Annotated in this window: 15 protein-coding genes and 1 pseudogene; 6 read left to right on the top strand and 10 right to left on the bottom strand. The window is 61.5% G+C overall.

The features are described 5' to 3' along the window. Positions 1–1,088: electron transfer flavoprotein-ubiquinone oxidoreductase (locus tag VL202_RS24350; protein WP_325466632.1), on the top strand; the 1,088-nt coding region annotated here is incomplete at its 5' end. A gap of 141 nt (positions 1,089–1,229) precedes the next feature. Continuing rightward, complete coding sequence (locus tag VL202_RS24345; RefSeq protein WP_325466631.1) at positions 1,230–1,847, top strand: L,D-transpeptidase; 618 nt, start codon at positions 1,230–1,232, stop codon at positions 1,845–1,847. A 239-nt stretch (positions 1,848–2,086) separates the two neighbouring features. Here VL202_RS24345 and VL202_RS24335 read toward each other — a convergent pair whose 3' ends face one another. Both VL202_RS24335 and VL202_RS24330 read right to left on the bottom strand, forming a co-directional pair. After that, a complete protein-coding gene (locus tag VL202_RS24335) occupies positions 2,087–2,536 on the bottom strand; it encodes a DoxX family protein (protein ID WP_325466630.1) in 450 nt (149 codons plus the stop codon). A gap of 200 nt (positions 2,537–2,736) precedes the next feature. Continuing rightward, positions 2,737–3,750 carry a zinc-binding alcohol dehydrogenase family protein gene (locus tag VL202_RS24330; RefSeq protein WP_325466629.1) on the bottom strand — a complete coding sequence of 338 codons (1,014 nt, stop codon included), beginning with the start codon at positions 3,748–3,750 and terminating at the stop codon, positions 2,737–2,739. A 101-nt stretch (positions 3,751–3,851) separates the two neighbouring features. Between VL202_RS24330 and VL202_RS24325 the strand changes: the two are divergent. Further along, positions 3,852–4,200, top strand: a pseudogene (locus tag VL202_RS24325) (winged helix-turn-helix transcriptional regulator). Positions 4,201–4,213: 13 nt separating this feature from the next. On the opposite strand, the gene VL202_RS24320 reads toward VL202_RS24325, so the two are convergent. Continuing rightward, a complete protein-coding gene (locus VL202_RS24320) occupies positions 4,214–5,719 on the bottom strand; it encodes a glycosyltransferase family 39 protein (protein WP_325466628.1) in 1,506 nt (501 codons plus the stop codon). A 174-nt stretch (positions 5,720–5,893) separates the two neighbouring features. On the opposite strand from VL202_RS24320, the gene VL202_RS24315 reads away from it, so the two are divergent. After that, on the top strand, positions 5,894–6,808 hold the full coding sequence (locus tag VL202_RS24315) for a diacylglycerol kinase family protein (protein ID WP_325466627.1): 915 nt from the start codon (positions 5,894–5,896) through the stop codon (positions 6,806–6,808). A gap of 2 nt (positions 6,809–6,810) precedes the next feature. Here VL202_RS24315 and VL202_RS24310 read toward each other — a convergent pair whose 3' ends face one another. Continuing rightward, positions 6,811–7,830 (bottom strand): glycosyltransferase family 2 protein, encoded by a 1,020-nt coding sequence (locus VL202_RS24310; protein ID WP_325466626.1) that lies wholly within the window; start codon positions 7,828–7,830, stop codon positions 6,811–6,813. Between the two features lie 92 nt (positions 7,831–7,922). On the opposite strand from VL202_RS24310, the gene VL202_RS24305 reads away from it, so the two are divergent. Further along, on the top strand, positions 7,923–8,879 hold the full coding sequence (locus tag VL202_RS24305; protein WP_325466625.1) for a lysylphosphatidylglycerol synthase domain-containing protein: 957 nt from the start codon (positions 7,923–7,925) through the stop codon (positions 8,877–8,879). A gap of 3 nt (positions 8,880–8,882) precedes the next feature. Here the strand turns inward: VL202_RS24305 and VL202_RS24300 are convergent, their stop codons facing one another. From VL202_RS24300 to VL202_RS24280, 5 genes are all read right to left on the bottom strand, one after another. Then, positions 8,883–10,385, bottom strand: coding sequence for an AMP nucleosidase (locus VL202_RS24300; protein WP_325466624.1), 1,503 nt, complete (start codon positions 10,383–10,385; stop codon positions 8,883–8,885). A gap of 78 nt (positions 10,386–10,463) precedes the next feature. After that, positions 10,464–10,784, bottom strand: a complete 321-nt coding sequence (locus VL202_RS24295; protein ID WP_325466634.1) for a YnfA family protein — start codon at positions 10,782–10,784, stop codon at positions 10,464–10,466. Between the two features lie 86 nt (positions 10,785–10,870). Beyond that, complete coding sequence (locus VL202_RS24290) at positions 10,871–11,044, bottom strand: hypothetical protein (RefSeq protein WP_325466623.1); 174 nt, start codon at positions 11,042–11,044, stop codon at positions 10,871–10,873. A 10-nt stretch (positions 11,045–11,054) separates the two neighbouring features. After that, positions 11,055–11,231: a hypothetical protein gene (locus tag VL202_RS24285; RefSeq protein WP_325466622.1), complete on the bottom strand. Its 177-nt coding sequence runs from the start codon at positions 11,229–11,231 to the stop codon at positions 11,055–11,057. Between the two features lie 341 nt (positions 11,232–11,572). Further along, complete coding sequence (locus tag VL202_RS24280; RefSeq protein ID WP_325466621.1) at positions 11,573–11,914, bottom strand: DUF2147 domain-containing protein; 342 nt, start codon at positions 11,912–11,914, stop codon at positions 11,573–11,575. Between the two features lie 546 nt (positions 11,915–12,460). Between VL202_RS24280 and VL202_RS24275 the strand changes: the two genes are divergently transcribed. After that, the gene (locus VL202_RS24275; protein ID WP_325466620.1) at positions 12,461–12,727 is read left to right on the top strand and encodes a sel1 repeat family protein; all 267 of its coding nucleotides are present in this window, start codon (positions 12,461–12,463) and stop codon (positions 12,725–12,727) included. Positions 12,728–12,788: 61 nt separating this feature from the next. Here the strand turns inward: VL202_RS24275 and VL202_RS24270 are convergent, their stop codons facing one another. After that, positions 12,789–13,910, bottom strand: a complete 1,122-nt coding sequence (locus VL202_RS24270; protein WP_325466619.1) for a pyridoxal phosphate-dependent aminotransferase — start codon at positions 13,908–13,910, stop codon at positions 12,789–12,791. Positions 13,911–14,060: the final 150 nt, after the last annotated feature.

The following is a 14,060-nucleotide window of genomic DNA, read 5'->3' as shown; positions in this document are numbered from 1 at the left end:
GCGGCTCGCTCGCCAAGCAGCTCATCGCGAAGTTCGATCTCGCCGCCGGCCGCGATCCGCAGAAGTTCGGCATCGGGCTGAAGGAGCTCTGGCAGGTCAAGCCGGAGAAGTTCCACAAGGGCCGGGTCCAGCACTCCTTCGGCTGGCCGCTCGACAACAGCACCGGCGGCGGCTCCTTCCTCTACCATTTCGACGACAATCTGGTTTCGGTCGGCTTCGTCGTCCATCTCAACTATACGAACCCGACGCTCTCGCCCTTCGACGAGTTCCAGCGCTTCAAGACCCATCCGATGATCCGCGACGTCTTCGAGGGCGCAAAGCGCCTCTCCTACGGCTCGCGCGCGATCACCGAGGGCGGCTGGCAGTCGGTGCCGAAGCTGACCTTCCCGGGCGGGGCGCTGATCGGCTGCGCCGCCGGCTTCGTCAACGTGCCGCGCATCAAGGGCAGCCACAATGCCGTCCTGTCGGGCATTCTCGCCGCCGAAAAGCTGGCCGATGCGATCGCGGCCGGCCGCGCCAATGACGAGGTCGTCGAGATCGAGAATGGCTGGCGCGACAGCGCCATCGGCCAGGATTTGAAACGGGTGCGCAACGTCAAGCCGCTCTGGTCGAAGTTCGGCACGGCGGCCGGCGTCGCGCTCGGTGGTCTCGACATGTGGACGAACACCCTGTTCGGCTTCTCCTTCTTCGGCACGCTGAAGCACGGCAAGACCGATGCCCAGTCACTGGAACCGGCAGCCAAGCATAAGAAGATCGACTATCCGAAGCCGGATGGCGTCCTGACCTTCGACCGCCTCTCCTCCGTGTTCCTGTCGAACACCAATCACGAGGAAAACGAGCCGGTGCATCTGAAGGTCAAGGACATGGACCTGCAGAAGCGCTCGGAACACGACATCTTCGCCGGCCCGTCGACCCGCTACTGTCCGGCCGGCGTCTACGAATGGGTGGAAAAGGACGGGCAGGATGTCTTCGTCATCAACGCCCAGAACTGCGTCCACTGCAAGACCTGCGATATCAAGGACCCCAACCAGAACATCAACTGGGTGCCGCCGCAGGGCGGCGAGGGGCCGGTCTATCCGAATATGTGAGGGACATCCTCTACAGAAAAGGGCGGCGGGCGAAGGTCCGCCGCCCTTTTCTGTTGCGCGCAATTTCAACGCGCTTAACCAGCCATTAACCATGTTTTCCCTATTTTCGGTTGCATCAACCGGATCTTAAGGAAACTCACGATGTCGATCTCCCGCCGTGGCCTGCTCATCGGCTTGTCTGCCCTTCTTGCCGGTTGCGCCACCAACGGGCCGAACCATGCGGCCAACTACGCTTCGCTGCCGGACGAAAAGTTTCCGATGCCGGCCATGCCGCTCGACAAGATCAAGCCGGAGCTGCGCCGCCAGCAGGTCGCCTACGCGACGAAATATGATGCCGGTACCATCGTCGTCGATACGCCGGCCCGCAGGCTCTACTATGTCCTCGGCGATGGTGCTGCGATGCGTTATGGCATCGGCGTCGGCCGCAACGGTTATGCGCTGGCAGGTTCCGCCACGATCGGCCGCAAGGCCGAATGGCCGACATGGACGCCGACCGACAACATGATCCGCCGCGATCCCGGCAAGAACCTTAAATATGCCGGCGGTGTACCGGGCGGGCCGAACAATCCGCTCGGCGCCCGCGCGATCTATCTTTACCAGAACGGCAATGACACGATGTTCCGCATTCATGGCACGACGCAGCCCTGGTCGATCGGGCAGGCGATGTCGAGCGGTTGCGTGCGCATGCTCAACCATGATGTGGTCGATCTCTACGAACGCGTCAGCGTCGGCGGCCGTGTCGTCGTGCTGCAGGCCTGACACATCGACAAACGGCCCGGTTCGACCAGGCCGTCATTTTGATCCGGCTATGTCGACGATCAACGCCTGGCCGCAAACAGGCCGGTGGACAACGCGACGCCGAGGCCGGTGATGACGACCGCGCGAATCTCGAACGCGCCGATCGGCTCGCCGAACAGAATTCCCCCGCCCATGGCTTGCCCAGAGAAGGGCGGCGGAGGCCTGCCGGGCTGTGTCCGGCAGGCCTCCGCTCGTATCAGCTACACATTTCCTCGAGCCGCGAGAGTCGCATGAGGCGAAGCCGCAAAATCGCGTGACGGTGCGGATTTCCAGGTAACCACCATCAGCGCGCCGATGACCGTGATGTGTTCCATGACGACGTAGAACTCCAGCGTCTTCATCGGCTCCTGCATCGTCCAGAACGTATGGGCGATCGGGATGGTGAGCGCGGTGAAGATGCCGAGCGCACCGGCGCCGAGCCAGGTCCAGCGATTGGCTATGATCAATGCCGAACCGCCAAGCTGCGTGACGGCCACGGCAATGTTGAACAGCGGGGCGGGCTCCAGCCCGAAGAACGCCATTTCAGCGACGCCGGCATTGAAGTCGATGAGTTTGGCCAGGCCGCTGGCCCAGAACATGTAGGTGAGGATGGTCCGGGCGAGATAACCGAACGCGCGAGAATTGACGAGGGTGGCAAGGAAGGACGGCATTTTGTTCTCCGGTGACAGATGAAGGGTCCGCCCCGGAACTGCGCTCCGCTTTCGTTACGGAGCGTGGTTCCGGGGTAGCGCGGCGTCACCGGCTTGGGAGGGTTCGATGTGCCGCGCTGTCCCTGTTTACGCAGGCGCACGGCAGGAACGCGTTCCCGTGGGAACTGCGTCGAAGGCCTCATTCGACAAGCGAGAACTGGTCAGAATCCGGCCAGCACAAGCTTGCCCTTCGTCCGGCCGCTCTCGATCAGGGCATGAGCCGTCTTCAGGTTTGCCGCATTGATGGTTCCGAGGCTCTCCGTCAGCGTCGAGCGAATCTTGCCGGCATCGACCAGGCGCGAGACCTCGTCCAGAAGGTTGTGCTGCTCCTCCATGTCCCGCGTCTGGTACAGCGAGCGGGTGAACATCAGTTCCCAATGAATGGAGACCGACTTGCGCTTGAAAGGGACGACATCGAGCGTATCGGGATCGTCGATCAGTCCGAACCGGCCCTGCGGCGCGATCAGGTTGACGATGTCGCCGATATGATCAGTCGTATTGGTCGTTGAAAAGACGAACGCTGGTGCTCCGAGCGCGAGCTGATCGATCTGTCGGGCGAGCGGCTTCGAATGATCGAGCACGTGGTGCGCACCGAGATCATAGGCCCATTTCTGCGTTTCGGGGCGTGACGCGGTCGCGATCACCGTGAGGTTGGTCAGCGCCCGCGCCAGCTGGATCGCGATCGAGCCGACACCGCCGGCGCCGCCGATGATCAGGATGGCATTGGCGGCACTGGGCAAGGGCTCGTTGACCTTCAGCCGATGAAACAGCATTTCCCAGGCGGTGATCGCCGTCAGCGGCAGGGCGGCCGCGGCTGGAAAATCAAGCGTTTCCGGCTTCTTGCCGACAAGACGCTCATCCACCAGATGGAATTCGGCGTTCGAGCCCGGCCTGTTGATGGCGCCGGCATAGAAGACCGTATCGCCCGGCTGGAACAATTTTACGCCCGGGCCGACCGCCTTGACGATGCCGGCGGCATCGAAGCCGAGGACGCGCAACGGATCGGGCTCCGGCTTGGAACCGGCTCGAACCTTGGTATCAACCGGATTGACGGAAACGGCCTTGATCTCGACGAGCAGATCCCGGCCTTCAGGCGTGGGGACGGGCAGGTCCACGTCGATCAGCGAGGTTTCGGCGGAAATGGCTTGAGGGATCTTGTAGGCGACAGCGCGCATGTTGGCTCCTTCGGGTTTGAATGAAAGCTAGATGCGCATCATGTTCAAAGACTGCAAGAATGCACATAAAGTGTATATAGTACCAAAAGGGATACCGTGAGATGGCGCGCGTTCGTCACGAAAAGCTCGATTGCTCCCCCGGTTGCCCGGTCGAGGGCGTGCTCCACCTGATCGACGGAAAATGGAAGGGCGTGATCCTCTATCCCCTTCTGGACGGAACGATGCGCTTCAATGAATTGCGCCGCCGCCTGCAGAACGTCACGCAACTCATGCTGACCAAACAGTTGCGCGAGCTGGAGGCCGATGGGCTGGTGCGAGCGCACCGTCTTTGCCGTCGTTCCGCCAAGGGTCGATTATGGCCTGACGCCGCGCGGGCGCAGCCTCGACCCGGTGATCATGGCGATGAAGCGTTGGGGAGACGACAACATCATGCCGCAGGAGGCCGCATGATCGAGGCGGGCGTTCAGGGTTTGCGAACCCAGGCATAGCCGAAACGGAAGAGATCGCCGTCGCTGCCGTAGATATAGGGCAGCGCGATCGTCTGCGGCTGCAGCGGCGGCACGGTACCGATCCGCTGCTTGAGGCGGTTTTCGACGTTTACCGGAACCTGCGGCGCATTCTTGTCTCCCGCGCGCCAGACCAGCAGGATGGGTTTGTCCTCCGACCAGTCAAAGGGCGGGCTGTAGAGCCTGTAGGTTTCCGTATCGACCGGGGTGTGCGGCAGTTGCATGCGCAGGTTCCCCGCGAGGAAGGCGTCCTGCGCGATCACCAGGGCGGGCTGGACGCCGGGCTTGGCGACGAGCTCGGACGCGAAGGCCTGGTAAGGCACGGTCAATTTCGGATGGGTGTTCATCGGCCCGGCCGCGACGATCCGCAAGATGAGCGATGCCGGGATGAGGACCATCAGCAACAGAATGACCGGCAAGAATCGTTTGAGGAAAACCGTTTCATCGATCCCGTGTGCGTCGAGCTTCAGGCAGAGATAGAGGGGCGTCATGAAGAGGACCGGAGATACCCAGCGGGTCTTCAGCTCCGCCGTTCCGACGAAAAAGATCAGAAACAGCAGGAAGACCAGCAGCACGCCGAACATGATTTCCACCAGCCGGATCCGGTCGTTCTGCGCATGCAGGCTCAGCCAGAAGCGATCACGCGCGATCGTCGCATAGACGAGAATCGCCAGGGCGCAGAAGCTCAGGACAGTCAGTGGCAGTTCCGAGAGGCCACGGCCGATCTGCAGGAGCACACCATCATGCCCGCCGGTTTCCAGCTTGTTGACGGTGTCATGGGATGCGATTTCAAAGTTCTGCAACAGCCAGAACGCATGCGGAAGAACGATCGATCCCGCGATCCCCGCGGTCAGCACGATACGCCAATCGAGGATGCGCCGGCGATAGGCGGGAACGGCCAGGACCGCGACGAAGGTGCAGAGGCAGAGGATCGAGAAATTGTATTTCGACAGGAGCCCGATACCGATGGCGATGCCGGTCACGGCATAGCTGGAAAGGCTTGGTCGACCAAGGGTGCGAAACAGCCCGTAGAGAAAAAGGCAGGCCGCGAAAAGCGAGGCATTGGAGTGTGTCAGGTCGCGCTGCGCCAGCCAGCCGATTTCCGGGATGGTCAGCAGTCCGAGTGCCGCCGCTGCCGCCAGTCCCCGGCCTTTCAGGACCTCGCGGGCGGCGAGATAGTAGAAGACGTAGCTCAGGAAAAGGAACAGGTTCTTGACGAGGCTCAGCGCCAGAAGTGACTGGCCGATCGCATCGATCGTCAGATGCTGAACCCAATTGAAGAAGGGCGGCTGGGTATCGTAGCCGAGAGCGTACCACTGGCTCATCAGGATCTGGCCGGCTTCGTCCATTTCAAGCGAATCGGGCAGCGACAGGCGGACGACTACATTTAGCGCAAAATAGGCGGCAACCAGAAAGATGAACGTGGCGGGACGCGTCTGAAGATGCCTGGCCAGAAAATTCATGCCTGTTTTCGCCCGGTCCTGAAGGGATGGTGGTCTGGAGTGGACGACATAGCCGCATGGCGAGGCCCTGACAACTGCCTGCCGGGATTCACGGACGGGTGCGCGCTCACCTGCAAATCCGTGACCGTCACCCTATATGATAAACTTCCGCACGGCACAGTCCAAGGACAATTCATGAAGATCAAGGCCATTTTCAATCGCGATGGCGGCACGTTCCGCACGACGGATATGGAAGCGTATGGCGCCAAGGCGAAGGAAATCTTTCGCGCTGCGGGACATGACATCGAGATCGCCGTCGTCGATGGCAGCGAGATGAGCGGTGCGCTCCAAAGGACCGCGCGGCGCGACGATCTGGATGCGATGATCGCCGGCGGCGGTGACGGCACGATTTCGTCCGCCGCCGGGGTCGCGTGGCAAAACGGCATTCCGCTCGGGGTGGTGCCGGCCGGAACGATGAATCTGTTCGCCCGCGCGCTGAAGCTGCCGCTCGACATCTGGACGGTGCTCGATGTGCTGGCCGACGGCAGGATGGTGGATGGCGATATCGGCAGCGCCGACGGCCGTGCCTTCGTGCACCAGTTCTCCATGGGGCTGCATGCCCGCTTGGTGCGCTACCGGGAGTCCTACACATTCGCCTCGCGGCTGGGAAAGATCCGTGCCAGTACGCGCGCCGCCGTGGGCGTGATGTTCAATCCGCCGGAGTTCGAGATCGAATTCCAGGTGGATGGCGTTCGCGAAACACGCGAGGTCTCGGCCATCTCGGTGTCGAACAATCATTTTGGCCCCAACGCGCTGATGTATGCCGATGACGTGACCGGCGGGCATCTGGGCTTCTATACGGCGCCACCGCTCAAGCCGTCGGGCGTCGCCAAGCTGACCTTCGATATCCTGCGCGGAAGATTCCGGGAAAGCCCGCTCATCACCGAGATGAGCGTAACCTCGGTCGACCTGCATTTCCCGCGCGCGCGCCACAAGATCAACTGCGTCATCGATGGCGAGCTTTTGCCGATCGGTCGCGATGTCGCCCTGCGCATCCATCCCGGCGAACTGAAGCTTCTGGTCGGCGCCGAGCCTGCCCCGGCCGCGTGACGTCAGGCGCCGGTGCTGTCGGTGCCGAAAATCTTGCGGACGATATAGGGCGGCGTGTCGTTCTCGCCGGAATAGAGCCGCGCCATCATTTCGGCGAGGATGCCGGTGGTGATCAACTGGACCGACGACAGGAACAGCATGACACCGACGATCAGCATCGGCCTTGCGCCGATATTGTTGCCGAAGACGAACTTGTCGATGAACAGATAGAGCAGGATGAGCCCGCTCAAGCCGCCGGCCGCCAGGCCGATCGAGCCGAAGAAGTGGCCCGGCCGCGCCTTGTAGCGCATGAAGAACAGCACCGAGAGAAGGTCGAGGATGACGCGGAAGGTTCGTGAAATTCCGTATTTCGACGTGCCATGCTGGCGGGCGTGATGGGTGACCGGCATTTCGCCGATCCGGCTCGATGGCACGACGCCGGCAACCCAGGCCGGAATGAAGCGGTGCATCTCGCCCATCAGCTTGACCTGCTTGATGATCGAGGCCCGGTAAACCTTCAGGCTGCAGCCATAATCATGCAGCTTCACGCCGGTGATCTTGCCGATCAGGTAGTTGGCGCACCAGGACGGGATCTTGCGCAGCAGCAGTCCGTCCTGCCGGTTCCTGCGCCAGCCGACCAGAAGATCGAGCTCGCGTTCCTCGATCGCCGTCACCATGGCGGGGATATCGCGCGGGTCGTTCTGCAGGTCGCCGTCGAGCGTGGCGATCAGCCGGCCGACTGCTGTATCGATGCCTGCCTGCATGGCGGCCGTCTGGCCGAAATTGCGCTGCAGTTCGACGATCTTCAGGCGCAGACCGGTGTCCGAAAGCGCTTTGCGGGCATTGAGCAGCGTCGCGTCGGTGCTGCCGTCATCGACGAGGATCAACTCCCATGATCGGTCGAAATTCGACATGGCCTCGCGAATGCGCGCGACCAGCGGCCCGACGCTTTCTTCTTCGTTATAAATCGGCACGACCACGGACAGTTCGATCGCCTCGTCGGTGGCGGTCTCTGCCCCGTTTGCTTCCAGGATGGGATCCAAAATCAAAACCTTTGAAATGCTGCAGGTTCTCTCGCGCGGCTTATCGTGATAACCAGCCGTCCCATAGCACCGGACAGGAAAGTAGCAAATAGATGAATGCAGCAGGGGATGCCAGCCGGGATAGGTGGCTCGTCCGCAACCGGATGACCGTCATCTCCATGATGGCCGTCATTGCCTATGCCGCCTTCATCCAGTGGATATGGGGATGGCCGGTTCTGTTGCAAGAGTGGGCCGATATCGGCCTTTTCCCGGTGCTTTCCGCGCTCACACTGCTGGTCGGCACCTATTTCATCCGCTGCTACCGGATCTACGACTATTTCCCGGTTGAGACCCGTGGCCGTTTTCTGACGCTGCTGCGGGTGACGCAGGTTCACAACCTGCTCAACATCATGCTGCCGTTCCGGGCCGGGGAAACCAGCTTTCCCATCCTGATGCGCTCGGAATTCTCGGTTCCGCTCACACGCAGCACCTCGGCGCTGCTGTTGATGCGCTTGCTCGACCTGCACGCCCTGTTTGCCGCCGCCGGCTTCGGTCTCGTCATCGCCCGGGAAGAGCAGGCGCTCGGCTGGTTGTTGTGGGCGCTGTTTCTGGTCGCGCCGCTGGCGCTGTTCCTCTTGAAAGGCAGGGTGCTGGCGCTCTTGCAGCGGCGGCTGCCGGAAAAGCTCGGCCGGTTCCTCTCCGAGGTAGAGGCGGGGCTGCCGGCTTCACCCGCCGCCTTCGTGCGGGCCTGGCTGATGACGGTGCTCAACTGGGCGACGAAGGTCGCCGTGCTCGCCTGGGTGCTTGCCACGATGGGCGTGCTGCCGCTCAGCGCCTGTTTCGGCGGTGCGCTCGGCGGCGAATTGTCATCGGTCCTGCCGTTGCATGCACCCGCCGGCGTCGGAACCTATCCGGCAGGGATTACCGCCGGCGCCATTTCGTTCGGCGCGCCGGCACAGGGCGCGGCCCTTGATCTGCTGGCAAGCGCCAGTGTCAATGCGCATCTGCTGATCCTCGTGTCGGCGGTTGCCGGCACGCTGTTGTCGGTCGTGCTGTCGCCGCGCCGCTGAACCCTACTGGAACGCCGTCTCGAAGAAGCTGCGCAGCTTGCGCGAATGCAGCTTTTCCGGCGGCATGGCAGCGAGCTTCTGCAGGGCAAGAATACCGATCTGCAAATGCTGGCTGACCTGCGTCTTGTAGAATGCCGTCGCCATGCCGGGCAGCTTCAGTTCGCCATGCAGCGGCTTGTCGGAGACGCAGAGCAGCGTTCCGTAGGGCACGCGGAAGCGGAAGCCGTTGGCCGCGATGGTCGCCGATTCCATGTCGAGCGCGATGGCCCGCGATTGCGACAGGCGCTTCACCGGTCCGCGCTGGTCGCGCAGTTCCCAGTTGCGGTTGTCGATGGTGGCGACGGTGCCGGTGCGCATGATCCGCTTGAGATCGTAGCCTTCATAGCCGGTCACCTCCGCAACCGCGTCCTGCATCGCCACCTGGACTTCCGCCAGCGCCGGAATCGGCACCCAGACCGGCAGGTCGTCGTCGAGCACGTGATCCTCGCGTACATAGGCGTGAGCCAGCACGTAGTCGCCCAGCGTCTGGCTGTTGCGCAGGCCGGCGCAGTGACCGAGCATCAGCCAGGCATGCGGACGCAGCACGGCGATATGGTCGGTGATCGTCTTGGCATTGGAGGGACCGACGCCGATATTGACGACGGTGATGCCGCCATGGCCCTTTTTCTTCAGGTGATAGGCGGGCATCTGCGGCAGGCGTGCGAGTGTCAGGTCTGAATCCGGCTTGTCGGAACCGGCCTGGGTGATGATGTTGCCGGGCTCGACGAAGGACGTATAGCCATTGCCGCCATCGGCCATCTGCTGGCGCGCCCAGGTGCAGAATTCGTCGATGTAGAACTGGTAATTGGTGAACAGGACGAAATTCTGGAAATGCGAGGCGCTGGTCGCCGTGTAATGGCTGAGCCGGGCGAGTGAATAGTCGATGCGCTGGGCCGTGAACGGAGCAAGCGGCGAGGGCTCGCCGGGCCCGGGCTCGTAGGAACCGTTGGCGATTTCGTCGTCCGTCGTCGTCAGGTCCGGCGTGTCGAACAGGTCGCGCAGCGGGATGTCGATGTTCTCGGCCATCGATGCCTCGACATAGGCGCCTTCGCCGAAGGCGAAATGCAGCGGTATCGGCGTTGTCGATTCCGACACGGTGACGCCGACGCCATGGCTGCGGATCAAAAGGCCAAGTTGTTCCTTCAGATAGTGCCGGAACAGCTTTGGCCGGGTGACCGTGGTCGTGTAGACGCCGGGGCCGCTGACGTAACCGTAGGACAGGCGCGAATCGACATGGCTGTAACTGCTGGTCTCGATGCTGACCTGCGGATAGCAGGCGCGGAAGCGCGAGACCGGCATTCCGGTGCGTCCAAGCTCCGTAAATGCATCGACCAGAAACCTGGTGTTGCGCTCATACAGCGCCGACAGCGCATCGACGGCGGCGACGGGATCGTCGAATGTCCGCGGTTCAAAGGCGTCCGGCGTGGCAATGGAAAGGGCGGAAAGGGAAGAGATTCGTTTGCTCATGCGGCATTATAGGGTGGGGTTTTTGACAAGCAAACGACAAGATTGGAATGTCACGCCGAGCCTACGCAGCGCAATTCATCAGCGCGGTCCGGCAAGGATGACGACTGTTCCGGCAAGAGCGAGCGCCACGCCCGTCAGGTCCCAGCGGTCGGGCCGCACATCCTCGACCAGCCAGAGCCAGGCGAGCGAGGCGGCGATATAGACCCCGCCATAGGCCGCATAAGCGCGGCCGGCGGCGGCGGAATCGACGAGTGTCAGCAACCAGGCGAAGAGGGCGAGGCTGGCCATGCCGGGCAGCAGCCAGAGGATCGGCTTGTCGAGCTTCAGCCAAGCCCAGAAGGAGAAGCAGCCGGCGATTTCGGCAAGCGCCGCGAGAGCGTAGATGGCAAATGCGGAGATGGGCATGGCGTTCCTTCCTGATGTGGACATAGGAAGGCAGAGGGATCGTCAGTGCAAGGGCTGCTGAGGCTGCTGCGCGTTATCGCTCAACTCATCGACTGGCGCTGCAGCGTAACGAAGAGGACGAGGCCCGCGCCCTGCTTGCCGATGCCGTGGCCGGTGGCCTTGCTATAGGCAACTGCTCCCATCGGAGCCATCAGCAGGCTCGCCAGTGCGAGCATGCGCATTGCAGTGGTCGCGGACTGGAAGAGGGCGGACATCGTCTGTTCCTTAGAGCTTGGCTTGTTCGCAGAATTGCGCGGTGTGGACAGTGCAGTCGGCCAGCGAGCCGGCGAAGCTGTGGTGGCGACGGCGCTGTGTGTCGGCGCTGACGGCGGCTGCCAGCAGCATTGCGAAGACGACCATGAGCATGCTGATGATGGTGAGGCGGCGGGCGAGAATGTCCATGGTTTTGTCCGTTTGGTCTTGTGTGTCGATCGGGGTTCAACTCGATGATGACCTTTTCGCACAGGCAAACTGAACTCTTCCTGAGACCTCGGTTCATCTCCCGTTCATCTTCGCGGTTTCGGACGCACGAAGTCTGTCTGCATGTCTTTTCGTGTTCGACAGGGTTTCCCGCCGCAGACAGCGATGCTCGCTCCGATCTGTGGTTGTTCCAGCAGATGAGGAGGGGAAGACGCAGCGGCCTGCCGGATGACAATGATGCGCAAAATATCCTGCTCGGCCAGAGGGCACACGAACAGGCAGAGAGGCTCCGGCGGGTTGGACCCGCCGGGATCGTTCATCGCTTACATGCGTGTCCAGGTCTGCGACTTGCAGAGGACCTTCAGGACGCAGCCCTGCATCTTCAGCGAGCTGCCGCTGATCGACGCATTGCCGTTATAGGTCTTGTCGTTGGCCGGATCGGTGATCTCCCCGGAATAGCTGTTGCCGCCGCCGCTCATGTTGCCGATGCGCTTGCCGGCATGCTTGCCGGTCTTCAGCGTGATGCAATAGGCGCCACCGCAGGAACTGATGGCCGCGGTTTCGCCGCTCGCTGTCTTCCAGTCGCCGACGATGGGGTCGGCGGTGAAGCCGGCGCCCGCCGTGGCCATGGTCATGACGGCTGCGAGAATGAATGTACGGATCATGATGGTCCTCCCGTAAAGCTCGCCGGAACCGCATGCTGTGCCGCATGGTCCAGTCGACATGTTTCCAGAGCTGATCTCCTCCCTGCTCAACGCCTCAAAAGTAACTTACGCGGACGTAAACGTAAACAGGAGTTTTTGCGATTCGCCGCCGAAAAAATGCGGGTGCGGAGCAGGGGCGATGCCGGTTTTCCCAGAGATTGATCGTCGCGCACCGTTTTGCGTGGTTAGCGATTGGTTGAAATCGGGAATTGAATTTTCTGTAAAGATTGAAGCAAAAGCCAGCGTTTCAAGGCAGTCCGATGTTTAACAAAAAGCCAAGTTTACCAATCGTTTGAACTTTGTTCGTCTCAAATTAATCATGCATTTTAAGCGTGTATTGAAACCACTGCGGCATACTCAAATCCATAAGACGAGCAGGGGAAACACCCCGCCGACAACCTCTGACGGGTGAAAGCCGCACAAGATGGCCGCCCTTCAAAGGAGCCCGAAAAAGGCAGCGAAAACAGGGACTGCATACAGTAGAAACCTAAAACAGGGACAGAGAAAATGGCACGCTTTGACATTCAGAATGCTTCGAATGCCACGATGGGTGGCGAAAACCGCGCGGACGTCTTCTGCGAAATGGGTTTGATGTATGCAACCGGACATGGTTGCGACGTCGATCTCGTCGCCGCGCACAAATGGTTGAATATTGCGGCGATCAAGGGTTCGGATCGGGCAGCAGCGCTGCGCGCGGACTTGACGATGTCGATGAGCAAGACGGACCTTGCGCTTGCCCTGCGCGCCGCTCGCGAATGGATGACAGTGCATTGAAACATGATCGCATCGCCGGAAGGCGGTAGGGGCGAAGACCTCCGAAGAAGAGGCAGGCCCCTTATCGTCGACCGGTTGCTTTCAGGACTTTCGGCAAAGCCTCTTCCAGAAGAGCCATGTCCGCCTCCGGCCCGGTGCTGATCCGGATGCAGCGGTTGAGCGGAGCAACGCCCGGCATGCGGACGAAAATGCCGTGATCGGCCATGAGGCGATCGACGATCGAACGCCCGAAAACCGCGTCTTCTCCACAATCGATGGCGACGAAATTCGTGGCCGACGGCAAGGGCTTCAGCCCATTGTCGCGTGCGATCCCGGCGATCCTGTCGCGTGATGCGGCGATTTTCACCACGACGTCCTTCAGGTAATTCCGATCCGCAAGCGCTGCCAGGGCCGCGGCGGTGCCGATCCTGTTCATGCCGAAATGGTTGCGGATCTTGTCGAAGGCCTGCACCGTTCCCGGCGTTCCGATCGCATAGCCGACGCGCGCGCCGGCCAGGCCATAGGCCTTGGAGAATGTCCGCGTGCGGATGATGTTGGGCCTGTCGATCAGCGCCTCGATGGCCGGGATCGTACCATCAGGCGCCGTCTCTCCATAGGCCTCGTCGAGAATGAGCAGGCAGTCTTCCGGCAAGGCCTTGGCGAAAGCGATAACACTGTCTGCATCATGCCAGCTACCCATCGGATTGTCGGGATTGGCAAAATAGACCAGCGGTGCGTTTTCGCGCCGCACGGCTTCGAGCAGGCCATCGAGATCTTCGCGATCGTCGACATAGGGAACCGTCACCAGCCGGCCGCCGTGACCCGCGACATGGAAGTTGAAGGTCGGATAGCCGCCCAGCGAGGTCACCACCGGCATGCCCGGTTCAATCACCAGCCGAACGATCTGGCCGAGCAGGCCATCGATCCCTTCGCCGATGGCGATATTGGATGCGGAAATACCGAGATGGCGGGACAATGCTTCCTTCAACTCGAAATTTTCGGGATCATTGTATTTCCAGACGCTGGTCGCCGCAGCCGTCATCGCCTGAAGGACGGACGGAGCAGGACCGAAGCCGCTTTCGTTGGCGCCGATTCGCGCCAAAACGGCGCGGCCGCGCTGACGCTCGATCGCTTCGGGCCCGACGAAGGGGATGGTGGATGGCAGGGAGGAGACGAGGGGGGTGAACCTGGAAAATGCGGACATGCTGGATCGGCCTGACGGTGGGTGAAATCGCAGCGGAGACTACTGCATAATTCCTTAAACCGGAATCGGTTTAAGGATGAAATTATGCAGCAGGTATAAAGTGCGACAGCGAACCTGATTGCGTCATATGACGAACGGCGCTGTAGCGAT

Source organism: Pararhizobium sp. (assembly GCF_035497515.1).
Lineage (GTDB): Bacteria > Pseudomonadota > Alphaproteobacteria > Rhizobiales > Rhizobiaceae > Pararhizobium.
The sequence above is the reverse complement of the archived record's forward strand: the minus strand, read 5'-3'. Positions and strand labels throughout refer to the sequence as shown.

Bases quoted from the DNA above. Each gene is read 5' to 3' on its own strand.
- VL202_RS24270 (WP_325466619.1), bottom strand. From the start codon at position 13,910: ATGTCCGCATTTTCCAGGTTCACCCCCCTCGTCTCCTCCCTGCCATCC.
- VL202_RS24290 (WP_325466623.1), bottom strand. From the start codon at position 11,044: ATGTCCGCCCTCTTCCAGTCCGCGACCACTGCAATGCGCATGCTCGCA.
- VL202_RS24335 (WP_325466630.1), bottom strand. From the start codon at position 2,536: ATGCCGTCCTTCCTTGCCACCCTCGTCAATTCTCGCGCGTTCGGTTAT.
- VL202_RS24345 (WP_325466631.1), top strand. From the start codon at position 1,230: ATGTCGATCTCCCGCCGTGGCCTGCTCATCGGCTTGTCTGCCCTTCTT.
- VL202_RS24285 (WP_325466622.1), bottom strand. From the start codon at position 11,231: ATGGACATTCTCGCCCGCCGCCTCACCATCATCAGCATGCTCATGGTC.
- VL202_RS24280 (WP_325466621.1), bottom strand. From the start codon at position 11,914: ATGATCCGTACATTCATTCTCGCAGCCGTCATGACCATGGCCACGGCG.
- VL202_RS24330 (WP_325466629.1), bottom strand. From the start codon at position 3,750: ATGCGCGCTGTCGCCTACAAGATCCCTCAAGCCATTTCCGCCGAAACC.
- VL202_RS24320 (WP_325466628.1), bottom strand. From the start codon at position 5,719: ATGAATTTTCTGGCCAGGCATCTTCAGACGCGTCCCGCCACGTTCATC.
- VL202_RS24305 (WP_325466625.1), top strand. From the start codon at position 7,923: ATGAATGCAGCAGGGGATGCCAGCCGGGATAGGTGGCTCGTCCGCAAC.
- VL202_RS24315 (WP_325466627.1), top strand. From the start codon at position 5,894: ATGAAGATCAAGGCCATTTTCAATCGCGATGGCGGCACGTTCCGCACG.
- VL202_RS24275 (WP_325466620.1), top strand. From the start codon at position 12,461: ATGGCACGCTTTGACATTCAGAATGCTTCGAATGCCACGATGGGTGGC.
- VL202_RS24300 (WP_325466624.1), bottom strand. From the start codon at position 10,385: ATGAGCAAACGAATCTCTTCCCTTTCCGCCCTTTCCATTGCCACGCCG.